Genomic DNA, 17,474 nt, shown 5'->3' on the forward strand with positions numbered 1-17,474 from the left:
AAGGCGCAAAAATCGCCTGCTACGGTGAAAATTAGTGCAGCACGTTTCCTTTGTTACAAATCGTCGCCTGACTCCCTCAGGGCTGAGAAAACAGCAGCGTTCCTCACGTACATTTGTAACCCGTTAAAGGTCGTTCACTGTCATTTTGCTCGTCATACATCACGCTACAGGCGCGATATTCTACGTGAAAACTCACCAAACGGCAGGTTAAACAGAGTATCTTTGCGAATATTTTTTCACATTGCTGTCAAGAGGCTGAGAGGCCGCAAAAAAATCGCCCTGACCCCCTGTCACGCCGCGCTCTGTCAATGTCTGCCATTCCGTTCGCGACCGCACACCCGTAGCAAATACACGCGTTTGCGTTCCTTTGCACGCTTCCACCAGGCTCTGTACCAGCAGCTGGTTTTCCGTGCGCTTTTCAATATTTCTTACCAGCCCCGGATGCAGCTTCAGGAGCTCAACCTCCAGCGCCTTGATCCAGCTGGTGCTGACCAGCGTTAAACCCGCCTGCGTCACCGCGACGCGCGCGCCCAACGCGTTAATCAGCCGAACAACCGGCTGTAACCGACTGATGTGTTGACAAACATCCGCCTCTGCAAGTTCAAAAATAATCCGTTTCCGCTGCGATTTTTCACATTGCATCAGCAGATCCCGCAGCCAGCGCTGGAAACGCGGGCGGATCAACGACTCCACCGTCACCTGCAGCGCCAGGTTCTCTTCGGGCCAGTAGGATAAAAATGGCATCAAGCGCGATATCTGCTGGCGATCGTACTCTTCAGACAGGCCAAACTGCAGGATCATCGGCAGATACTCGGCCGATATCACCTCTTCGTTGCCGTCGAAGATTCGACAGAGCAGTTCCCGATGATGGACCTTGCCGCTGGTCAGCACCGCCGGTTTTTGGTAAATCCGCGGTCCGCCTCGGGTCAGCATCTGCTCGATTAAGGTTCGCCAGCGCACGTTGCCGCGTCCTTTTTCGGGCAGGGAGTCATCATAAACCGCCCAGCCGTTCGCCCCTTGCAACACCGCATTACGGGTGGCAGCCTCGGCATGTTCCATCACCTGCTCGGTAGACTGGCCGCCGCGCCAGGCGCAGATGCCGATATGCACCATGTCATCACGATCGAGCATTTTGCTGGGTGGGAGCGCATCCACCGATTTCAACAGCAGCCCGGCAATGCTTTCAGACTCCTTCAGCGTGCGGTGCGGCAACAATACGGCGTAATCACTGCGGTGATAGCGTGCCAGCAGTGCGCCGGGGTAACGCATGATAAAGGTGGAGAGCATATTAATGAGCGTAAACTGCTGCTCCTCCGCCACTGCCCGCCCCCAGTTATCTTTCAGCAGATCGAAGTCCGGCAGACGGATAATCATCACCACCCCATGTGTGCCCACGTTCTCCTGATCTTCCAGCAAAGTGCCCAGCTGATTATCAAAGAACAGGCGGTTATTGAGGCCGGTTTTATTGTCCTGGGCGGCATAGGATCGGATCAGGGTATCTATCCGGCTGCGCTGGTCGCTGGCGAACTGAATTTCGGACAGCAAAACGTCCAACGCGCTGCTGGTGCGTGAGGGCCACTCATAGACCGAGCCGCGCACCTGCGCGCCGCGTTCACCGTTAAGGATCCGCGTAGAACGCGACTCCAGTAGCTCCTGTCCGGCGAGCTGACGCCGCAGCCAGCGCACCGCCAGGAAGATCAGCACCACGATGAAAATCACCGCCACCGTGAGCGGTGCGGTAGTCATCAATGAACGAAAATAACTGGTCATTGGGTCCAGATAGACCAGGCTTATCGTCATACCGGGGTTTTTCAGGGAGGGGACGGTGAGCTGGAGCATCTGCGGAGGTGAACCCACCTGCCGGTAATGCGTATGCCCGGTGTGGCTTAAAAGGAGGTTGCCGCCCTGCTTAATCTCCACCCGCATGATATCCACCGGGGCCATCAGCTCATCCAGTTGACGGGAAAGTTCTGGAAAGGGTGTGCTGACAAGGCGGGAATCAATCACTGACGCCACGGAGTGGACGCGGTTCGCCAGCTTTCCCTGGATCGCATTATAAAAACTGAGCGAACAGCCGATAAAGGTGACGAATATGGTCAACCCGGTAAGCAAGGAGATAAAAGCGGAGAACTTCGTCGATAATCGCATCCTTGAGATTACTCCGTGAGTTGGTGAGGATAGCAAGTAAGTACTAACTCGCAATACGGCACTGGCATACTACCAAATCAGGTGTATCTGGCAATTTATTGCGTTAAATCGGCATTGCATGTCATTGAGCGAGTATAGTCTCCAAAAATTTTTTTCCAATCATCATGCTGAGTAAGGAATCGTATGCAGGCTTTGATCTTAGAACAGCAGGAAGGCAAAACTCTTGCGTCAGTACAATCTATCGAAGAGAGCCGCCTGCCTGAAGGCGCCGTGACTGTAGATATCGACTGGTCCAGCCTTAACTATAAAGACGCCCTGGCCATTACGGGCACCGGAAAAATTATCCGCAATTTCCCAATGGTTCCAGGTATCGATTTTGCGGGACGCGTACATGCCAGCGAAGACCCACGTTTTCATGCCGGCCAGCAGGTGCTGCTGACCGGCTGGGGCGTGGGGGAAAACCACTGGGGCGGGCTGGCGGCGCAGGCGCGCGTCAACGGCGACTGGCTGGTACCCATGCCAAAAGGGCTGGATGGCCGGAAAGCGATGATCATCGGCACCGCCGGTTTTACCGCCATGCTCTGCGTAATGGCGCTGGAAGAGGCCGGAGTACGTCCTGAATCGGGTGAAGTGGTGGTGACGGGCGCCAGCGGTGGCGTCGGTAGCACGGCGGTTGCCCTGCTGCATAAGCTGGGCTATCAGGTCGCGGCGGTCTCTGGCCGTGAAAGCACCCATAACTATCTGCGTTCCCTGGGCGCGAGCCGCATTCTGGGCCGCGACGAATTCGCTGAGACCCGCCCGCTGGAGAAACAGATCTGGGCCGGTGCCATTGATACCGTGGGCGACAAAGTGCTGGCGAAAGTGCTGGCGCAGATGAACTACGGCGGCTGCGTCGCGGCGTGCGGCCTGGCGGGCGGTTTTGCCCTGCCGACTACGGTGATGCCGTTTATTCTACGCAACGTCCGTCTGCAGGGTGTCGATTCGGTGATGACCCCGCCAGAGCGCCGTGCCCAGGCCTGGGAGCGACTGGTTCGCGATCTGCCGGCCGCCTTCTACGACCAAAGCGCCACTCAGATTAGCCTTGAGCAGGCACCGGAGTATGCCGCGAAGATCATCAATAACCAGATCCAGGGCCGTACGCTGGTGAAGCTGGCGTAATCTTCAAATTTTCGTGACATATTCGCTTTAAACCCGCTCCTCCGTCATGCTTAGAAAAATGCATGACGGAGGATGCCATGAAAGTGAAACCCCTGACGGAAGCCGATATCACCGCGGAATCCGTTTTTATGCTCAAGCGCCGCCAGATCCTGAAGATGCTGGGGATCGGCGCTGGTGCGCTGACCCTTTCGCCTCTCGCCCAGGCCGACCTGCTGGACTGGTTCAAGGGCAACGATCGCCCAAAAGCGCCACCCGGAAAACCGCTCACCTTTACCCAACCTGCCCAGTGGCAAAGCCAGCTTGCGAAGACGCCTGAAGAGAAAGTGACGGGCTATAACAACTTCTATGAGTTTGGCCTCGATAAAGCCGATCCTGCCGCCAACGCCGGCAGCCTGAAGACCAATCCCTGGACGCTGAAAATCGACGGCGAAGTGGCAAAACCGCTGACCCTTGATTACGACGACCTGACTAACCGTTTTCCGCTGGAAGAGCGAATTTACCGTATGCGCTGCGTTGAGGCCTGGTCAATGGTGGTGCCGTGGATAGGTTTTCCGCTGCATAAACTGCTGGCGCTGGTAGAGCCCACCAGCAATGCGAAGTATGTCGCCTTCCAGACCCTTTACGCCCCGGATATCATGCCTGGCCAGAAAGATCGGTTTATCGGCGGCGGACTCGATTACCCTTACGTGGAAGGGCTGCGCATTGACGAGGCTATGCACCCGCTTACGCTGCTCACCGTAGGTGTGTATGGCAAAGCCCTGCCACCGCAAAACGGCGCACCCATCCGCCTGACCGTACCGTGGAAGTATGGCTTCAAGGGGATCAAATCGATTGTCAGCATCAAGCTAACCCGCGAGCGTCCGCCCACCACCTGGAACCTGGCCGCACCTGACGAGTACGGTTTTTACGCCAACGTGAACCCGCACGTCGATCATCCGCGCTGGTCGCAGGCTACCGAGCGTTTTATCGGCTCAGGCGGCGCGCTGGATGTGAAGCGCCAGCCCACGCTGCTGTTTAACGGCTATGCCGACCAGGTGGCCTCGCTCTACCGCGGCCTCGATTTGAAGGAGTTTTTCTAAGTGCGTCTGACGGCAAAACAGATTACCTGGCTGAAGGTCGCCCTGCATCTTGCAGGGTTACTTCCTTTTATATGGCTCTTCTGGGCCGCCAGTCATGGCGGCTTTAGCGCCGACCCGGCTAAAGATATCCAGCACTTTACTGGCCGGACGGCGCTGAAATTTTTACTGGCGACTCTGCTGGTTTCACCGCTGGCGCGCTATGCAAAACAGCCGCTGCTGATCCGCACCCGTCGCCTTCTGGGGCTATGGTGCTTCGCCTGGGCGACGTTACACCTCACCAGCTATGCGTTACTGGAGCTGGGCATCAACAATCTGGCCCTGCTGGGAAGCGAACTGGTGACCCGTCCATACCTGACGCTCGGGATCGTCAGCTGGATAATTTTGCTGGCTTTAACCCTCACCTCTACCCAATATGCCCAGCGAAAACTGGGGAGGCGCTGGCAACTTCTGCATAATTTCGTTTATCTTGTCGCGATCCTGGCCCCCATCCACTACCTTTGGTCAGTGAAAATTCTCTCGCCACAGCCGATCATCTACGGGTTACTGGCTTTAGGGCTTCTGGCATGGCGTTATAAGAAGTTTCGCCAGTGGTGGCGATAGTGAACGAAAACGTGCGTATCCCCGCAGATCGTTTAACCTTCCTGGGCATTTATCCGAATGCTGTTGATAATCTTCCCTGATAAGACCAGTATTTAGCTGCCAAATGCTACGAAATCGTTATAATGTGCCACTTTGGTCTCCCCGACGGGTTTTTCGTAGCCTGAGAGGGTGACAATCGTGCATCGAAGGTATATTTTGTTTTTTACCGGAGAATCGCAGGAGATAGCGGCACAATGGCTGACAAGTTTCACATCTTAGTTTTAAACGGACCGAACCTGAATATGCTCGGCACCCGTGAACCCGAGAAGTACGGCACGCTGACGCTCACCGATATTGTTACACGTCTGGTTAGCGAAGCAGCGGCGCTGAATGTGGAACTTGACCATTTTCAGTCGAACGCGGAGTACGCACTCATCGACCGAATTCATCAGGCTAAAGAGACCACAGACTATATCCTGATCAATCCGGCCGCGTTTACGCACACCAGTGTTGCTATTCGCGACGCGCTGCTGGCAGTGAGCATCCCGTTCATCGAGATCCACCTCAGCAACGTGCATGCGCGGGAGCCGTTCCGCCACCACTCCTACCTGTCGGATATCGCCACTGGCGTCATCTGTGGACTGGGGGCTGACGGTTATTCATTCGCTTTACAGACAGCGGTAAAACGCCTGTCACAATCACACTAAACAAAGAGTACGGAACCCACTCATGGATATTCGTAAGATTAAAAAACTGATCGAGCTGGTTGAAGAATCAGGCATCTCCGAACTGGAAATTTCTGAAGGCGAAGAGTCTGTACGCATCAGTCGTGCAGCGCCAAACGCAGGCTTCCCGGTTATGCAACAAGCTTATGCTGCACCAATGATGCAGCAGCCAGCGCTGTCTAACGCTGTCGCGCCAACAGCGGCTCCAGCAATGGAAGCGCCAGCAGCAGCGGAAATCAGTGGCCACATCGTACGTTCCCCAATGGTTGGTACTTTCTACCGCACCCCGAGCCCGGACGCGAAAGCGTTCATCGAAGTGGGCCAGAAAGTTAACGTGGGCGATACCCTGTGCATCGTTGAAGCCATGAAAATGATGAACCAGATCGAAGCAGACAAATCAGGTACTGTGAAAGCGATTCTGGTCGAAAGTGGTCAGCCGGTTGAATTTGACGAGCCGCTGGTCGTCATCGAGTAACGAGGCGAACATGCTGGATAAAATTGTTATCGCTAACCGTGGCGAGATTGCCCTGCGAATCCTTCGTGCCTGTAAAGAGCTGGGCATCAAGACCGTCGCTGTGCACTCAAGCGCGGACCGCGATCTGAAACACGTATTACTGGCGGATGAGACGGTCTGTATTGGCCCGGCTCCGTCCGTCAAAAGCTATCTCAACATCCCGGCCATCATCAGCGCCGCTGAAATCACCGGCGCGGTGGCTATTCACCCGGGTTACGGCTTCCTCTCTGAGAACGCCAACTTTGCTGAGCAGGTTGAACGCTCTGGCTTTATCTTCATCGGCCCGAAAGCTGACACCATTCGTCTGATGGGCGACAAAGTGTCTGCGATCACCGCAATGAAGAAAGCGGGCGTACCGACCGTACCGGGTTCCGACGGCCCACTGGGCGACGATATGGATGCTAACCGCGCCCATGCAAAACGCATTGGCTACCCGGTTATCATCAAAGCGTCCGGCGGCGGCGGCGGTCGCGGTATGCGCGTTGTGCGCAGCGATGCCGAACTGGCCCAGTCTATCTCCATGACCAAAGCGGAAGCGAAAGCCGCGTTTAACAACGACATGGTCTACATGGAGAAGTACCTGGAAAACCCACGCCACATCGAAATTCAGGTGCTGGCTGACGGTCAGGGTAACGCTATCTATCTGGCAGAACGCGACTGCTCCATGCAGCGTCGTCACCAGAAAGTGGTCGAAGAGGCACCAGCACCAGGCATCACGCCGGAGCTGCGTCGCTACATCGGCGAGCGTTGCGCCAAAGCCTGTGTGGATATCGGCTATCGCGGGGCGGGTACTTTCGAGTTCCTGTTCGAAAACGGCGAGTTCTACTTCATCGAGATGAACACCCGTATTCAGGTTGAACACCCGGTTACCGAAATGATCACCGGCGTTGACCTGATCAAAGAGCAGCTGCGTATCGCTGCGGGCCAGCCGCTCTCCATCAAGCAGGAAGAAGTGATTGTCAAAGGCCATGCGGTGGAATGCCGTATTAACGCCGAAGACCCAAACACCTTCCTGCCAAGCCCGGGTAAAATCACGCGTTTCCACGCGCCGGGTGGTTTTGGTGTGCGTTGGGAGTCTCATATCTACGCCGGTTACACCGTACCGCCGTACTATGACTCAATGATCGGCAAGCTGATCTGCTACGGCGAATCCCGTGATGTGGCGATTGCCCGCATGAAGAACGCCCTGCAGGAGCTGATCATCGACGGCATCAAAACTAACGTTGATCTGCAGATGCGTATCATGAGCGACGAGAACTTCCAGCATGGTGGAACCAACATCCACTATCTGGAGAAAAAACTCGGTCTTAATGAAAAATAAGCCTGCATAAGCGTAAAAAGGTCGGTTAATCCGGCCTTTTTTTATTTCTGGGGATCGCCAGGCCCCATAAGGTACAATCCCGCTTTCTTTTTCCACAAGGGACAAAAAATGGACAAACGTTTTGTTCAGGCCCATAAAGAAGCGCGCTGGGCGCTGTGGTTAACCCTTCTCTATCTCGCGGCATGGTTAGTGGCCGCTTACTTACCTGGCTCTGCAATCGGGATCACCGGTCTGCCTCACTGGTTTGAGATGGCCTGCCTGCTCATCCCGCTGGTGTTTATTCTGCTCTGCTGGGCGATGGTGAAATTCATCTATCGCGATATTCCGCTGGAGGATGACGATAATGCAGCTTGAAGTGATCCTGCCCCTCGTCGCGTATCTTTTTATTGTTTTTGGCCTCTCTGTTTACGCCATGCGCAAACGGACAACGGGCACGTTCCTGAACGAGTATTTTCTTGGCAGCCGCTCGATGGGTGGTATTGTGCTGGCGATGACCCTGACCGCCACCTATATCAGCGCCAGCTCTTTCATTGGCGGCCCGGGCGCGGCCTATAAATATGGGCTGGGCTGGGTATTGCTGGCGATGATCCAACTGCCCGCCATCTGGCTCTCGCTGGGCATTCTGGGGAAAAAATTCGCTATCCTGGCGCGTCGCTATAACGCCGTCACTCTCAATGACATGCTCTTTGCCCGCTACCAGAGCCGCCTGCTGGTCTGGCTGGCCAGCCTGAGCCTGCTGGTGGCCTTCGTGGGTGCCATGACCGTGCAGTTTATCGGCGGCGCGCGTCTCCTTGAAACCGCAGCCGGTATTCCCTATGAAACGGGCCTGCTGATTTTTGGGGTCAGTATTGCGCTCTATACCGCCTTTGGCGGCTTCCGCGCCAGCGTGCTCAATGACACGCTGCAGGGCATGGTGATGCTGGTCGGCACCCTTGTGCTGCTGGTGGGCGTGATGCATGCCGCGGGCGGGTTAAGTCACGCGGTGGAGACACTGCAAGCCATCGATCCGAAACTGGTTTCGCCGCAGGGTGCGGACGACATTCTGTCGCCAACCTTTATGACCTCCTTCTGGGTGCTGGTCTGCTTCGGGGTGATTGGTCTACCCCATACCGCCGTGCGCTGCATCTCTTATAAAGACAGCAAGGCGGTACACCGTGGGATTGTCATCGGCACTGTCGTGGTGGCGATCCTGATGTTCGGTATGCACCTTGCAGGTGCGCTGGGCCGGGCGGTAATACCTGACTTAACCGTGCCGGATCTGGTGATCCCTACCCTGATGGTGAAAGTGCTGCCGCCGTTTGCTGCCGGGATCTTCCTTGCTGCGCCAATGGCGGCGATCATGTCGACAATTAATGCTCAACTGCTGCAAAGTTCCGCTACGATCATTAAAGATCTCTATCTGAATATTCATCCTGAGCAGATGAACAACGAGCGCCGCCTGAAGCGGATGTCAGCCGCGATCACCCTGGTTCTGGGCGCGTTGCTGCTGTTGGCCGCGTGGCGACCGCCGGAGATGATCATCTGGCTCAACCTGCTGGCGTTCGGCGGGCTGGAAGCGGTGTTCCTCTGGCCGCTGGTGCTTGGCCTCTACTGGGAGCGCGCCAATGCAGCCGGTGCGCTGAGCGCAATGATTGTCGGCGGCGTGCTCTATGCCGTGCTCGCCACCTTTAAAATTCAGTATCTGGGCTTCCATCCGATTGTGCCTTCGTTACTGCTAAGTTTGCTGGCGTTTGTGGTGGGGAACCGTTTCGGTCAACCCGCTCCGCAGACCGCCGTCATTTCTACTGATAAATAAAGAGTTTTGCCATGCCGTGGATCCAACTAAAACTGAATACGACCGGCGCCAATGCCGAAGAGATGAGCGATGCGTTGATGGAGGCCGGAGCGGTCTCCATCACCTTCCAGGACACGCATGACACGCCGGTGTTTGAACCGCTGCCGGGTGAAACGCGTCTGTGGGGCGATACCGATGTCATCGGTCTGTTTGATGCCGAAACCGACATGGCCGAGGTTGTGGCCATTCTGGAAAATCATCCGCTGCTGGGTGCAGGCTTCGCGCATAAGATCGAGCAGCTGGAGGATAAAGACTGGGAGCGCGAATGGATGGATAACTTCCACCCGATGCAGTTCGGCAAGCGTCTGTGGATCTGCCCGAGCTGGCGCGACGTGCCGGATGAAAATGCGGTAAATGTGATGCTCGATCCGGGCCTGGCATTTGGTACCGGTACCCACCCGACCACCTCTTTGTGCCTGCAGTGGCTGGATGGTCTGGATCTGGACGGCAAGACGGTGATCGACTTTGGTTGCGGCTCCGGGATCCTCGCCATCGCGGCCCTGAAGCTGGGTGCGGCAAAAGCGATTGGGATCGATATCGATCCGCAGGCGATTCAGGCCAGTCGCGACAACGCTGAACGCAACGGTGTCTCCGATCGCCTTGAGCTCTATCTGCCGGATGACCAGCCGCAAGCCATGAAAGCCGATGTCGTGGTCGCTAACATTCTGGCTGGCCCGTTACGGGAACTGGCGCCGCTAATCAGTGTGCTGCCCGTTGAGGGGGGTCTGCTGGGCCTTTCCGGTATCCTTGCCAGCCAGGCTGAAAGCGTATGCGATGCCTACGCCGAGCTGTTCACTCTTGATCCGGTCGTGGAGAAAGAGGAGTGGTGTCGCATAACAGGTTGTAAGAAGTAATCACTCCAGCGTGGTCATCCCTGGCCACGCTATTTTTTTACCCGCAATAACACTCTTTCCCGAATTAATTCTCCTGTAAAATAGTAATAACTAATTGTTTTTATTTATTATTTTACTCATTACCATTTATAAGGAGAATATAATGAAAGCTTACGTTAGTAAGGCGGCGGTACTTGTCCTCAGCTTAATGTCAGTCTCAGCATGGGCGTCCCATTGGAGTTATGAAGGCGAAGGAGCCCCCGAGCATTGGGGAGAGATAGACAGTAACTTCAAAACCTGCCAGACCGGTATGTACCAGTCGCCGATCAACGTCGAAAAAACCCTCAAAGCACATATTCTTCCCCTTGCAACCCACTATTCCGACGGTCCGGTAACGTTAACGAATAATGGGCACACTATTCAGGCTGGCGAGAAAGACGGTACAAAAGACACTATTACCCTGGATAATCAGGCCTGGACACTGCAACAATTCCACTTCCATGCCCCCGCTGAAAACATGATCCACGGTAAAAAGTTCGCGCTGGAGATGCATCTGGTTCATAAAAACGCAGCAGGTGAGATAGCGGTTGTGGCCGTCATGTTCAACACAGGCAAGGCGAACGCCGAACTGGACAAATTGTGGAGCGTCATGCCGCAGAAGGTGGAGCAAAGTACCTCCCTTACTACGCATCTGGACCTGAACAAACTCTTGCCACACGAGAAAACGTACTGGCGTTATAGCGGTTCCTTAACCACGCCACCCTGCTCAGAGGGGGTGATCTGGATTGTCATGCAACACCCGCTCACATTGTCTGTAGCCCAGCTGGAAAAATTTACACGAACTATGCACCACGATAATAATCGCCCGGTACAACCATTACATGGCCGTACTGTCGTGGAATAACGCTCGCTTTTCATCCTGATATCATGTTCTAAAATGCGACCTGGATCGCAAAGAAGCGGGATAATCTGCTGTTAAAAACAGCAGATTATCCCGAATAACCAATTCATTTATCAGAAACGATAAGAAGTTACGGGAAAATGTTACACCCAACGAAACAACACGCCCGCGCTAACCCAATGATTTAAATGATGAATAAATTCAATGGGAGTAATAGAGCGGCGATTCATTGATCTACCGCAGTGGATTGTTCAAAGTTTGGCCTTTCATCTCGTGCAAAAAATGCGTAAGATACGCCGCCTTGCAGTCACAGTATGGTCATTTCTTAACTCATGCGTATCGGAAACCACCAGCTCAGAAATCGCCTGATCGCAGCACCTATGGCAGGTATTACCGACCGACCATTCAGGACGCTGTGTTATGAGATGGGAGCAGGATTAACCGTTTCAGAGATGATGTCGTCTAACCCGCAGGTTTGGGAAAGCGATAAATCCCGTCTTCGGATGGTGCACATTGACGAACCAGGTATCCGCACCGTGCAAATCGCCGGGAGCGTGCCTGAAGAGATGGCAGATGCCGCGCGTATCAACGTGGAAAGTGGCGCCCAGATTATTGATATCAATATGGGATGCCCGGCCAAAAAGGTGAATCGCAAGCTTGCAGGTTCAGCCCTTCTGCAATACCCCGATCAGGTGAAGTCGATCCTGACCGCGGTTGTCAGCGCAGTGGACGTTCCTGTTACGTTAAAGATTCGCACGGGTTGGTCGCCGGATCACCGTAACTGTGTAGAGATTGCCCAACTGGCCGAAGACTGTGGCATTCAGGCCCTGACCATACATGGACGCACCCGCGCCTGTTTGTTCAACGGTGAAGCTGAATACGACAGCATTCGGGCAGTTAAGCAGAAAGTTTCCATTCCGGTTATCGCGAATGGCGACATTACTGACCCGCTTAAAGCCAGAGCTGTGCTCGACTATACAGGGGCTGATGCTCTGATGATAGGACGTGCGGCTCAGGGAAGACCCTGGATCTTTCGGGAAATCCAGCATTATCTGGACACTGGGGAGCTGCTTGCCCCGCTGCCGCTGGCAGAGGTTAAGCACTTGCTATGCGCGCATATTCGGGAACTGCATGACTTTTATGGTCAGGCTAAAGGGTACCGAATCGCGCGTAAACACGTATCCTGGTATCTCCAGGAACACGCTCCGGATGACCAGTTTCGGCGCACATTCAACGCCATAGAGGATGCCAGCGAACAGCTGGAGGCGTTGGAGGCATACTTCGAAAATCTTGCGTAATGAAATAAAGAGCTGACAGAACTATGTTCGAACAACGCGTAAATTCTGACGTACTGACCGTTTCCACCGTTAACTCTCAGGACCAGGTAACTCAAAAGCCCCTGCGTGACTCGGTTAAACAGGCACTGAAGAACTATTTTGCTCAACTGAATGGTCAGGACGTTAACGACCTGTATGAGCTGGTACTGGCTGAAGTTGAACAGCCCCTGTTGGACATGGTGATGCAATACACCCGCGGTAACCAGACCCGTGCTGCTCTGATGATGGGCATCAACCGTGGTACGCTGCGTAAGAAACTGAAAAAATACGGCATGAACTAATTTCAATTAGCTAAATGCTTGTTTAAAAAGGCGCGAACCGGCATGGGGAAGCGCCTTTTTTTATGCCTGTTGTTCCCCTGTTTTTTGTTCTCCACCCCCTCGTTATCTCCCGAAACGTAAACATCTCTCAGCCCACTTCTCAGCCGCTATTTTTCGTGTATATTTCCTGCACTCTTGTCAATTGTCCCCGGAAATTCCGAATGATCCGTAAGTATTGGTGGTTAGTCGTCTTCGCGATTAGCGTTTTCCTTTTCGATGCGCTGTTAATGCAGTGGATTGAGTTGATGTCTACGGAAACGGACCAATGCCGCAACATGAATTCGGTTAATCCGCTTAAGCTGGTTAATTGCTCGGATCTAGATTAAGCCCCTGCTTTTCCTCGAAAAATGTGCGGTTTTAAAAACCTTTGAGGCATCTTTATTGGATGATAATGTCTCAGCCCGTCTCACCCGGTATCACGTAATACCCCACTGCGTATGAGTTGATGAGATCATGCTGGTTAGCCAATACGACCAACTTCTTGTGGTTATCTCCTTTGTTGTCGCCATTCTTGCATCCTATACCGCGCTGAATATGGCAGGACGGGTTGCCGGCAGTACCGGCGTCGCGGCACATATCTGGCTGACGGGCGGGGGGATCGCCATGGGTATCGGGATATGGGCTATGCATTTTATCGGCATGCTGGCGATGGATATCTCCATGCGGATGAACTACGACCTGCCAAAAACCGCCCTTTCCATGCTGATCGCTATTGGCGCCTCACTGTTTGCCCTCTGGCTGGTGAGCCGCGACCACTTACGCAGACGTCGCTTGTTTACCGGCGCGGTGATTCTGGGAGCGGGCATCGTGGCGATGCACTACACCGGCATGAAAGCCCTGCAGGTAGCGCCCGCTATCGTCTGGGATATGCGCTGGGTTGCGCTGTCGGTGGTTATCGCTCTCCTCGCCTCGCTGGCCGCCCTGTGGCTGACGTTCCGTTTACGGCGGGATGCCGCCCAGGTCGCGCTGATGCGTGCGGGCGCTGCGGTGCTGATGGGCATCGCGATTGCCGGCATGCACTATACCGGCATGAAAGCGGCCCAGTTTCCGCTTCAGGTGCACATGCATCATCAGGGGGTGAACGGCAGCTGGCTGGCGGTGCTGGTGAGCGTTGTGGCGCTCTCTATCTTGGGTATAACGCTGCTGGTTTCTATGTTTGATGCCCGGCTGCAGGCCCGCACCTCCCTTCTCGCTTCATCGCTGGCGGAAGCCAACCGCGAACTGGCCCAGCTGGCGCTGCACGATACGCTGACCCGCTTGCCGAACCGCGTGCTGCTGGAAGATCGCCTCGAGCAGGCAATTAACAAAGCCGATCGCGAAGGCAAACTGTTTGCCCTGCTGTTTATGGATCTGGATGGCTTCAAAGCTGTTAACGATGCCTACGGCCATGATACGGGCGATAAGCTATTGGTTGCCGTGACGGAGCGTCTGGAACAGCCCCTGAAGGGCCAGTACACTCTCGCCCGTATTGGTGGCGACGAGTTTGTGCTGCTGGCCGAGATCGACTCCCCGAACGACGCCGCATCGCTCGCCAGCGCGCTGGTGCATGTCGTCGACCAACCCTTCAGCCTTGAGCTGTATGATGTGGTAGTGACCCTCAGCGTGGGCATCGCTATTTATCCCCATGATGGCAAAAACCAGCGCGAACTGATGTTCAACGCCGATGCGGCAATGTATCACACCAAGCACATGGGGCGTAACGGCTACCACTTCTTCCAGCCGTCGATGAATACCCTGGCGCAAAATCAGCTACAGCTAATGAACGATCTGTGGCTGGCGCTGGAGCGCAAGGAGTTGCATCTGGTTTATCAGCCTAAGTTCCAGGCGCCGGTGGGCCCCATTGTCGGCTTTGAAGCCCTGCTGCGCTGGCAACATCCTGTCCAGGGCTTGTTATCCCCCGACCAGTTTCTGCCGCTGGCGGAGAAAAGCGGGCTGATTATTCCTATCGGCAACTGGGTAATTGATGAAGCGTGCCGCCAGCTACGCGAATGGCATCTTAATGGCCATACTGAATGGTCGATGGCGGTGAACCTCTCTACGCTGCAGTTTGAACAGCCCCAGCTGGTGGAGACGGTGATGGGCAGCCTGGCACGACACCGTATTCCGCCGCATACCCTGATTCTGGAAGTGACCGAAACCACGGCCATGAATAATCCCGATGAGAGCGTCCGGGTGCTGACTGAGTTAACTCAGGCCGGAGTAAAAGCCTCGATCGATGATTTTGGCACCGGCTATTCCAGCCTGCTCTACCTGAAAAAGTTGCCCGCCTGTGAGCTAAAAATTGATCGGGCGTTTGTGAAAGATCTCAACAGCACGGGTGATGATGCGACCATCGTATCCGCCATTGTTGCGCTGGCAAAAACGCTCAACCTGAAGGTGGTTGCCGAAGGGGTCGAAACCGAGGAGCAGCAGACCTTTTTGACCAGTCTGGGATGTAATACGCTACAGGGCTATCTGCTGGGTAAACCCGTCACGGCGCAAGCTGTCAACGCGCTGAGCCACGATCCGCAGGCCATGCTGACCCAGCAAATCTGACGCGATGCCGCTATGAGGCGGTGTCGTATTCTCTGTGGGCTAGCGGCAACGTTGAGAGGATATTATCGACCAGTTCCGGGGCCTGCCGGTAGAGATCCAGGTGTTCCGGGCTCATTAACCAGTTTTTAATCAGCCCGCAAAAAAAGCCATGGAAAACAATTAACGTCGTGTCGATATTGATCTGCGCGGAGATGCTGCCAAGCATAATGCCTCTCTGCAATATTTCACGGACGTTTTCATAATTGAACCCGATCCTTTCACGAATTTGATTTTCTGAGATCATATCCTCATCAAATTCACATTTGTGATACAGGATCTGCAATAAGGTCCGCTGGCGGCTGTCCCGGGCAATATATTGCAAAGCAGTAACAAACTGCTCACGCAAAATTAATAATGGATCGCTCTCTTCCGCCTGCGACAGTTGACCGCGAATAATCTCGCGCAGCGGGCGTTGCTCCTGCCAGATAGCGTTAAATATCTCGGCTTTACTGGCGAAATGCCAGTAAACGGCCCCCCGTGTCAGGCAGGCGGCATCGGCGATATCCGTCAGCGTCGTGTTGGCGACACCCCGCATGGCAAACTGCTCTATTGCCGCCTCAATCAATAACTGGCGTGTCTTCTGCGCCTCAGCTTTGGTTTTGCGCGCCATAGAAAATCACTCATTTAACGGATTGGTTACTTTTATAAAACAATGACGACAATCGTCGGAGCAGGAATTATCCATCAGTCAGAAAAATAAATATGAACAAAAAAAGTTAACCTGCCTAACTTATAAACCGCGATGATACTTGCCATGCATTTAATTCACAAAAAACATGAATGCATCTAAAGCAAAACGGCCAGCAATACATAGCCGGACGTGCTATATCATTCTTTACGCTCACTTGCTGCTCTTTTTTTTATCCTCAGTTCATTCTCCGCACTTATAAATCAAAAACCCGCACGGTCATTCTTTATTATTGCGCCCGCCGTTTTCCGTTTTACCTCTCCTTAACGCATAACCCTTGTCGGTGAATGCGGATTGATGATCTTGAAGGAATAGTCATGACGCCTAATTTCAGGTTTTTACCCTTATCCGGTTTTATCATCGGTGCCGCATTGCTTGTGGGTTGTGATGATCATGCAGGCCAGGCGAAGCAGCCGCCGACTCCACAGGTCGTGGTGCATGTCGTGAAAAGTGCGCCGCTGGAGGTGACCACCGAACTGCCTGGCCGGACCGATGCTTACCGCGTCGCCGAGGTTCGCCCGCAGGTCAGCGGCATTGTGCTGAAGCGCAACTTTACTGAAGGCAGCGACGTAAAAGCTGGCGAGTCGCTGTATCAGATCGATCCCGCCTCCTATCAGGCCGCATTTGATAGTGCGTCGGGCGAGCTGGCCAAAGCCCAGGCAGCCGCCAGCATTGCTCACCTGACGGTAAAACGCTATTTACCTCTGGTCGGCACACAGTACGTCAGCAAACAGGAGTACGATCAGTCAGTGGCGAACGCCCGTCAGGCTGATGCCTCGGTGATTGCGGCCAAAGCCGCTGTCGAAACCGCGCGCATCAATCTTGCGTACACCAAAGTGACGTCACCTATCAGCGGGCGGATCGGTAAATCCAGCGTCACCGAAGGGGCCCTGGTTGCGAACGGACAGGCCACGGCACTGGCAACGGTTCAGCAGCTTGATCCGATTTATGTCGATGTCACCCAGTCCAGCAATGATTTTATGCGTCTCAAGCAGTCCAGCCTGCAGACCGGCGAAGGCACCCGCAGCGTACAGCTGCTGATGGAGAATGGTCAGCCCTATCCACTAAAAGGATCGCTGCAATTCTCGGATGTCACCGTGGATGAGAGCACCGGCTCCATCACCCTGCGGGCTATCTTCCCCAACCCGCAACATATCCTGCTGCCCGGCATGTTTGTCCGCGCGCGTATTAACGAAGGCACCCAGCCGCACGCCATTCTGGTTCCGCAACAGGGCGTTACGCGAACCCCGCGCGGTGATGCCAGCGTGATGGTGGTCAACAGTAAAAACCAGGTTGAAGCCCGTAACGTTGTCGCCCCTCAGGCGATTGGCGATCAATGGCTGATTACAGACGGCTTACAGGAAGGCGACCGGGTGATTATCAGCGGGCTGCAGAAAGTACGTCCTGGCGTCGCGGTGGTGGCGACGCCGGATACCGCTGCGCAGAAAGTGGGATAAGGAACA

17 protein-coding genes are annotated in these 17,474 nt (G+C 54.5%); 15 read left to right on the top strand and 2 right to left on the bottom strand.

From position 1 onward, the window contains the following. Positions 1-207 precede the first annotated feature (207 nt). Positions 208-2,148, bottom strand: coding sequence for an RNase E specificity factor CsrD (gene csrD / locus C2U54_RS02335; protein ID WP_103177232.1), 1,941 nt, complete (start codon positions 2,146-2,148; stop codon positions 208-210). Between the two features lie 183 nt (positions 2,149-2,331). On the opposite strand from csrD, the gene acuI reads away from it, so the two are divergent. The 14 genes from acuI to C2U54_RS02410 all read left to right on the top strand — a co-directional run bounded on the left by acuI (position 2,332) and on the right by C2U54_RS02410 (position 15,284). Then, positions 2,332-3,306, top strand: coding sequence for an acrylyl-CoA reductase (NADPH) (gene acuI, locus C2U54_RS02340; protein ID WP_103177233.1), 975 nt, complete (start codon positions 2,332-2,334; stop codon positions 3,304-3,306). 77 nt (positions 3,307-3,383) lie between these two features. Further along, positions 3,384-4,385: a protein-methionine-sulfoxide reductase catalytic subunit MsrP gene (gene msrP / locus C2U54_RS02345; protein WP_103177234.1), complete on the top strand. Its 1,002-nt coding sequence runs from the start codon at positions 3,384-3,386 to the stop codon at positions 4,383-4,385. Next, the gene (msrQ, locus tag C2U54_RS02350; RefSeq protein ID WP_103177235.1) at positions 4,386-4,985 is read left to right on the top strand and encodes a protein-methionine-sulfoxide reductase heme-binding subunit MsrQ; all 600 of its coding nucleotides are present in this window, start codon (positions 4,386-4,388) and stop codon (positions 4,983-4,985) included. 233 nt (positions 4,986-5,218) lie between these two features. Next, complete coding sequence (gene aroQ / locus C2U54_RS02355; RefSeq protein WP_103177236.1) at positions 5,219-5,671, top strand: type II 3-dehydroquinate dehydratase; 453 nt, start codon at positions 5,219-5,221, stop codon at positions 5,669-5,671. 22 nt (positions 5,672-5,693) lie between these two features. Next, entirely contained in the window at positions 5,694-6,164 is a 471-nt protein-coding gene (accB, locus tag C2U54_RS02365; protein ID WP_103177237.1) for an acetyl-CoA carboxylase biotin carboxyl carrier protein, read from the top strand. Between the two features lie 10 nt (positions 6,165-6,174). Continuing rightward, the gene (accC, locus tag C2U54_RS02370; protein WP_103177238.1) at positions 6,175-7,524 is read left to right on the top strand and encodes an acetyl-CoA carboxylase biotin carboxylase subunit; all 1,350 of its coding nucleotides are present in this window, start codon (positions 6,175-6,177) and stop codon (positions 7,522-7,524) included. Between the two features lie 108 nt (positions 7,525-7,632). Continuing rightward, the gene (locus C2U54_RS02375) at positions 7,633-7,878 is read left to right on the top strand and encodes a YhdT family protein (RefSeq protein WP_103177239.1); all 246 of its coding nucleotides are present in this window, start codon (positions 7,633-7,635) and stop codon (positions 7,876-7,878) included. Next, positions 7,868-9,319, top strand: coding sequence for a sodium/pantothenate symporter (gene panF, locus C2U54_RS02380; RefSeq protein ID WP_103177240.1), 1,452 nt, complete (start codon positions 7,868-7,870; stop codon positions 9,317-9,319). Before C2U54_RS02375 ends, panF begins: the two co-directional genes overlap by 11 nt. Positions 9,320-9,330: 11 nt before the next feature. Next, complete coding sequence (prmA, locus tag C2U54_RS02385; RefSeq protein ID WP_103177241.1) at positions 9,331-10,212, top strand: 50S ribosomal protein L11 methyltransferase; 882 nt, start codon at positions 9,331-9,333, stop codon at positions 10,210-10,212. A gap of 142 nt (positions 10,213-10,354) precedes the next feature. Further along, on the top strand, positions 10,355-11,095 hold the full coding sequence (locus C2U54_RS02390; protein ID WP_103177242.1) for a carbonic anhydrase: 741 nt from the start codon (positions 10,355-10,357) through the stop codon (positions 11,093-11,095). 329 nt (positions 11,096-11,424) lie between these two features. Then, positions 11,425-12,390 carry a tRNA dihydrouridine synthase DusB gene (gene dusB / locus C2U54_RS02395; protein WP_103177243.1) on the top strand — a complete coding sequence of 322 codons (966 nt, stop codon included), beginning with the start codon at positions 11,425-11,427 and terminating at the stop codon, positions 12,388-12,390. 23 nt (positions 12,391-12,413) lie between these two features. Next, on the top strand, positions 12,414-12,710 hold the full coding sequence (fis, locus tag C2U54_RS02400) for a DNA-binding transcriptional regulator Fis (protein ID WP_000462905.1): 297 nt from the start codon (positions 12,414-12,416) through the stop codon (positions 12,708-12,710). 200 nt (positions 12,711-12,910) lie between these two features. After that, on the top strand, positions 12,911-13,075 hold the full coding sequence (locus tag C2U54_RS02405; RefSeq protein WP_039030652.1) for a DUF2556 family protein: 165 nt from the start codon (positions 12,911-12,913) through the stop codon (positions 13,073-13,075). 127 nt (positions 13,076-13,202) lie between these two features. Further along, complete coding sequence (locus C2U54_RS02410; RefSeq protein ID WP_103177244.1) at positions 13,203-15,284, top strand: putative bifunctional diguanylate cyclase/phosphodiesterase; 2,082 nt, start codon at positions 13,203-13,205, stop codon at positions 15,282-15,284. 10 nt (positions 15,285-15,294) lie between these two features. Here C2U54_RS02410 and envR read toward each other — a convergent pair whose 3' ends face one another. After that, on the bottom strand, positions 15,295-15,933 hold the full coding sequence (gene envR / locus C2U54_RS02415) for an acrEF/envCD operon transcriptional regulator (RefSeq protein WP_103177245.1): 639 nt from the start codon (positions 15,931-15,933) through the stop codon (positions 15,295-15,297). Positions 15,934-16,328: 395 nt separating this feature from the next. Between envR and C2U54_RS02420 the strand changes: the two genes are divergently transcribed. Next, positions 16,329-17,468 carry an efflux RND transporter periplasmic adaptor subunit gene (locus C2U54_RS02420; RefSeq protein ID WP_103177246.1) on the top strand — a complete coding sequence of 380 codons (1,140 nt, stop codon included), beginning with the start codon at positions 16,329-16,331 and terminating at the stop codon, positions 17,466-17,468. The last annotated feature ends 6 nt before the right edge of the window (positions 17,469-17,474 follow it).

Source organism: Leclercia sp. LSNIH1 (assembly GCF_002902985.1).
In the GTDB taxonomy this organism is placed as follows: domain Bacteria; phylum Pseudomonadota; class Gammaproteobacteria; order Enterobacterales; family Enterobacteriaceae; genus Enterobacter.

Bases quoted from the DNA above. Each gene is read 5' to 3' on its own strand.
- C2U54_RS02420 (WP_103177246.1), top strand. From the start codon at position 16,329: ATGACGCCTAATTTCAGGTTTTTACCCTTATCCGGTTTTATCATCGGT.
- dusB (WP_103177243.1), top strand. From the start codon at position 11,425: ATGCGTATCGGAAACCACCAGCTCAGAAATCGCCTGATCGCAGCACCT.
- C2U54_RS02410 (WP_103177244.1), top strand. From the start codon at position 13,203: ATGCTGGTTAGCCAATACGACCAACTTCTTGTGGTTATCTCCTTTGTT.
- aroQ (WP_103177236.1), top strand. From the start codon at position 5,219: ATGGCTGACAAGTTTCACATCTTAGTTTTAAACGGACCGAACCTGAAT.
- C2U54_RS02375 (WP_103177239.1), top strand. From the start codon at position 7,633: ATGGACAAACGTTTTGTTCAGGCCCATAAAGAAGCGCGCTGGGCGCTG.
- panF (WP_103177240.1), top strand. From the start codon at position 7,868: ATGCAGCTTGAAGTGATCCTGCCCCTCGTCGCGTATCTTTTTATTGTT.
- C2U54_RS02405 (WP_039030652.1), top strand. From the start codon at position 12,911: ATGATCCGTAAGTATTGGTGGTTAGTCGTCTTCGCGATTAGCGTTTTC.
- accC (WP_103177238.1), top strand. From the start codon at position 6,175: ATGCTGGATAAAATTGTTATCGCTAACCGTGGCGAGATTGCCCTGCGA.
- fis (WP_000462905.1), top strand. From the start codon at position 12,414: ATGTTCGAACAACGCGTAAATTCTGACGTACTGACCGTTTCCACCGTT.
- msrP (WP_103177234.1), top strand. From the start codon at position 3,384: ATGAAAGTGAAACCCCTGACGGAAGCCGATATCACCGCGGAATCCGTT.
- C2U54_RS02390 (WP_103177242.1), top strand. From the start codon at position 10,355: ATGAAAGCTTACGTTAGTAAGGCGGCGGTACTTGTCCTCAGCTTAATG.
- prmA (WP_103177241.1), top strand. From the start codon at position 9,331: ATGCCGTGGATCCAACTAAAACTGAATACGACCGGCGCCAATGCCGAA.
- envR (WP_103177245.1), bottom strand. From the start codon at position 15,933: ATGGCGCGCAAAACCAAAGCTGAGGCGCAGAAGACACGCCAGTTATTG.
- csrD (WP_103177232.1), bottom strand. From the start codon at position 2,148: ATGCGATTATCGACGAAGTTCTCCGCTTTTATCTCCTTGCTTACCGGG.
- acuI (WP_103177233.1), top strand. From the start codon at position 2,332: ATGCAGGCTTTGATCTTAGAACAGCAGGAAGGCAAAACTCTTGCGTCA.
- accB (WP_103177237.1), top strand. From the start codon at position 5,694: ATGGATATTCGTAAGATTAAAAAACTGATCGAGCTGGTTGAAGAATCA.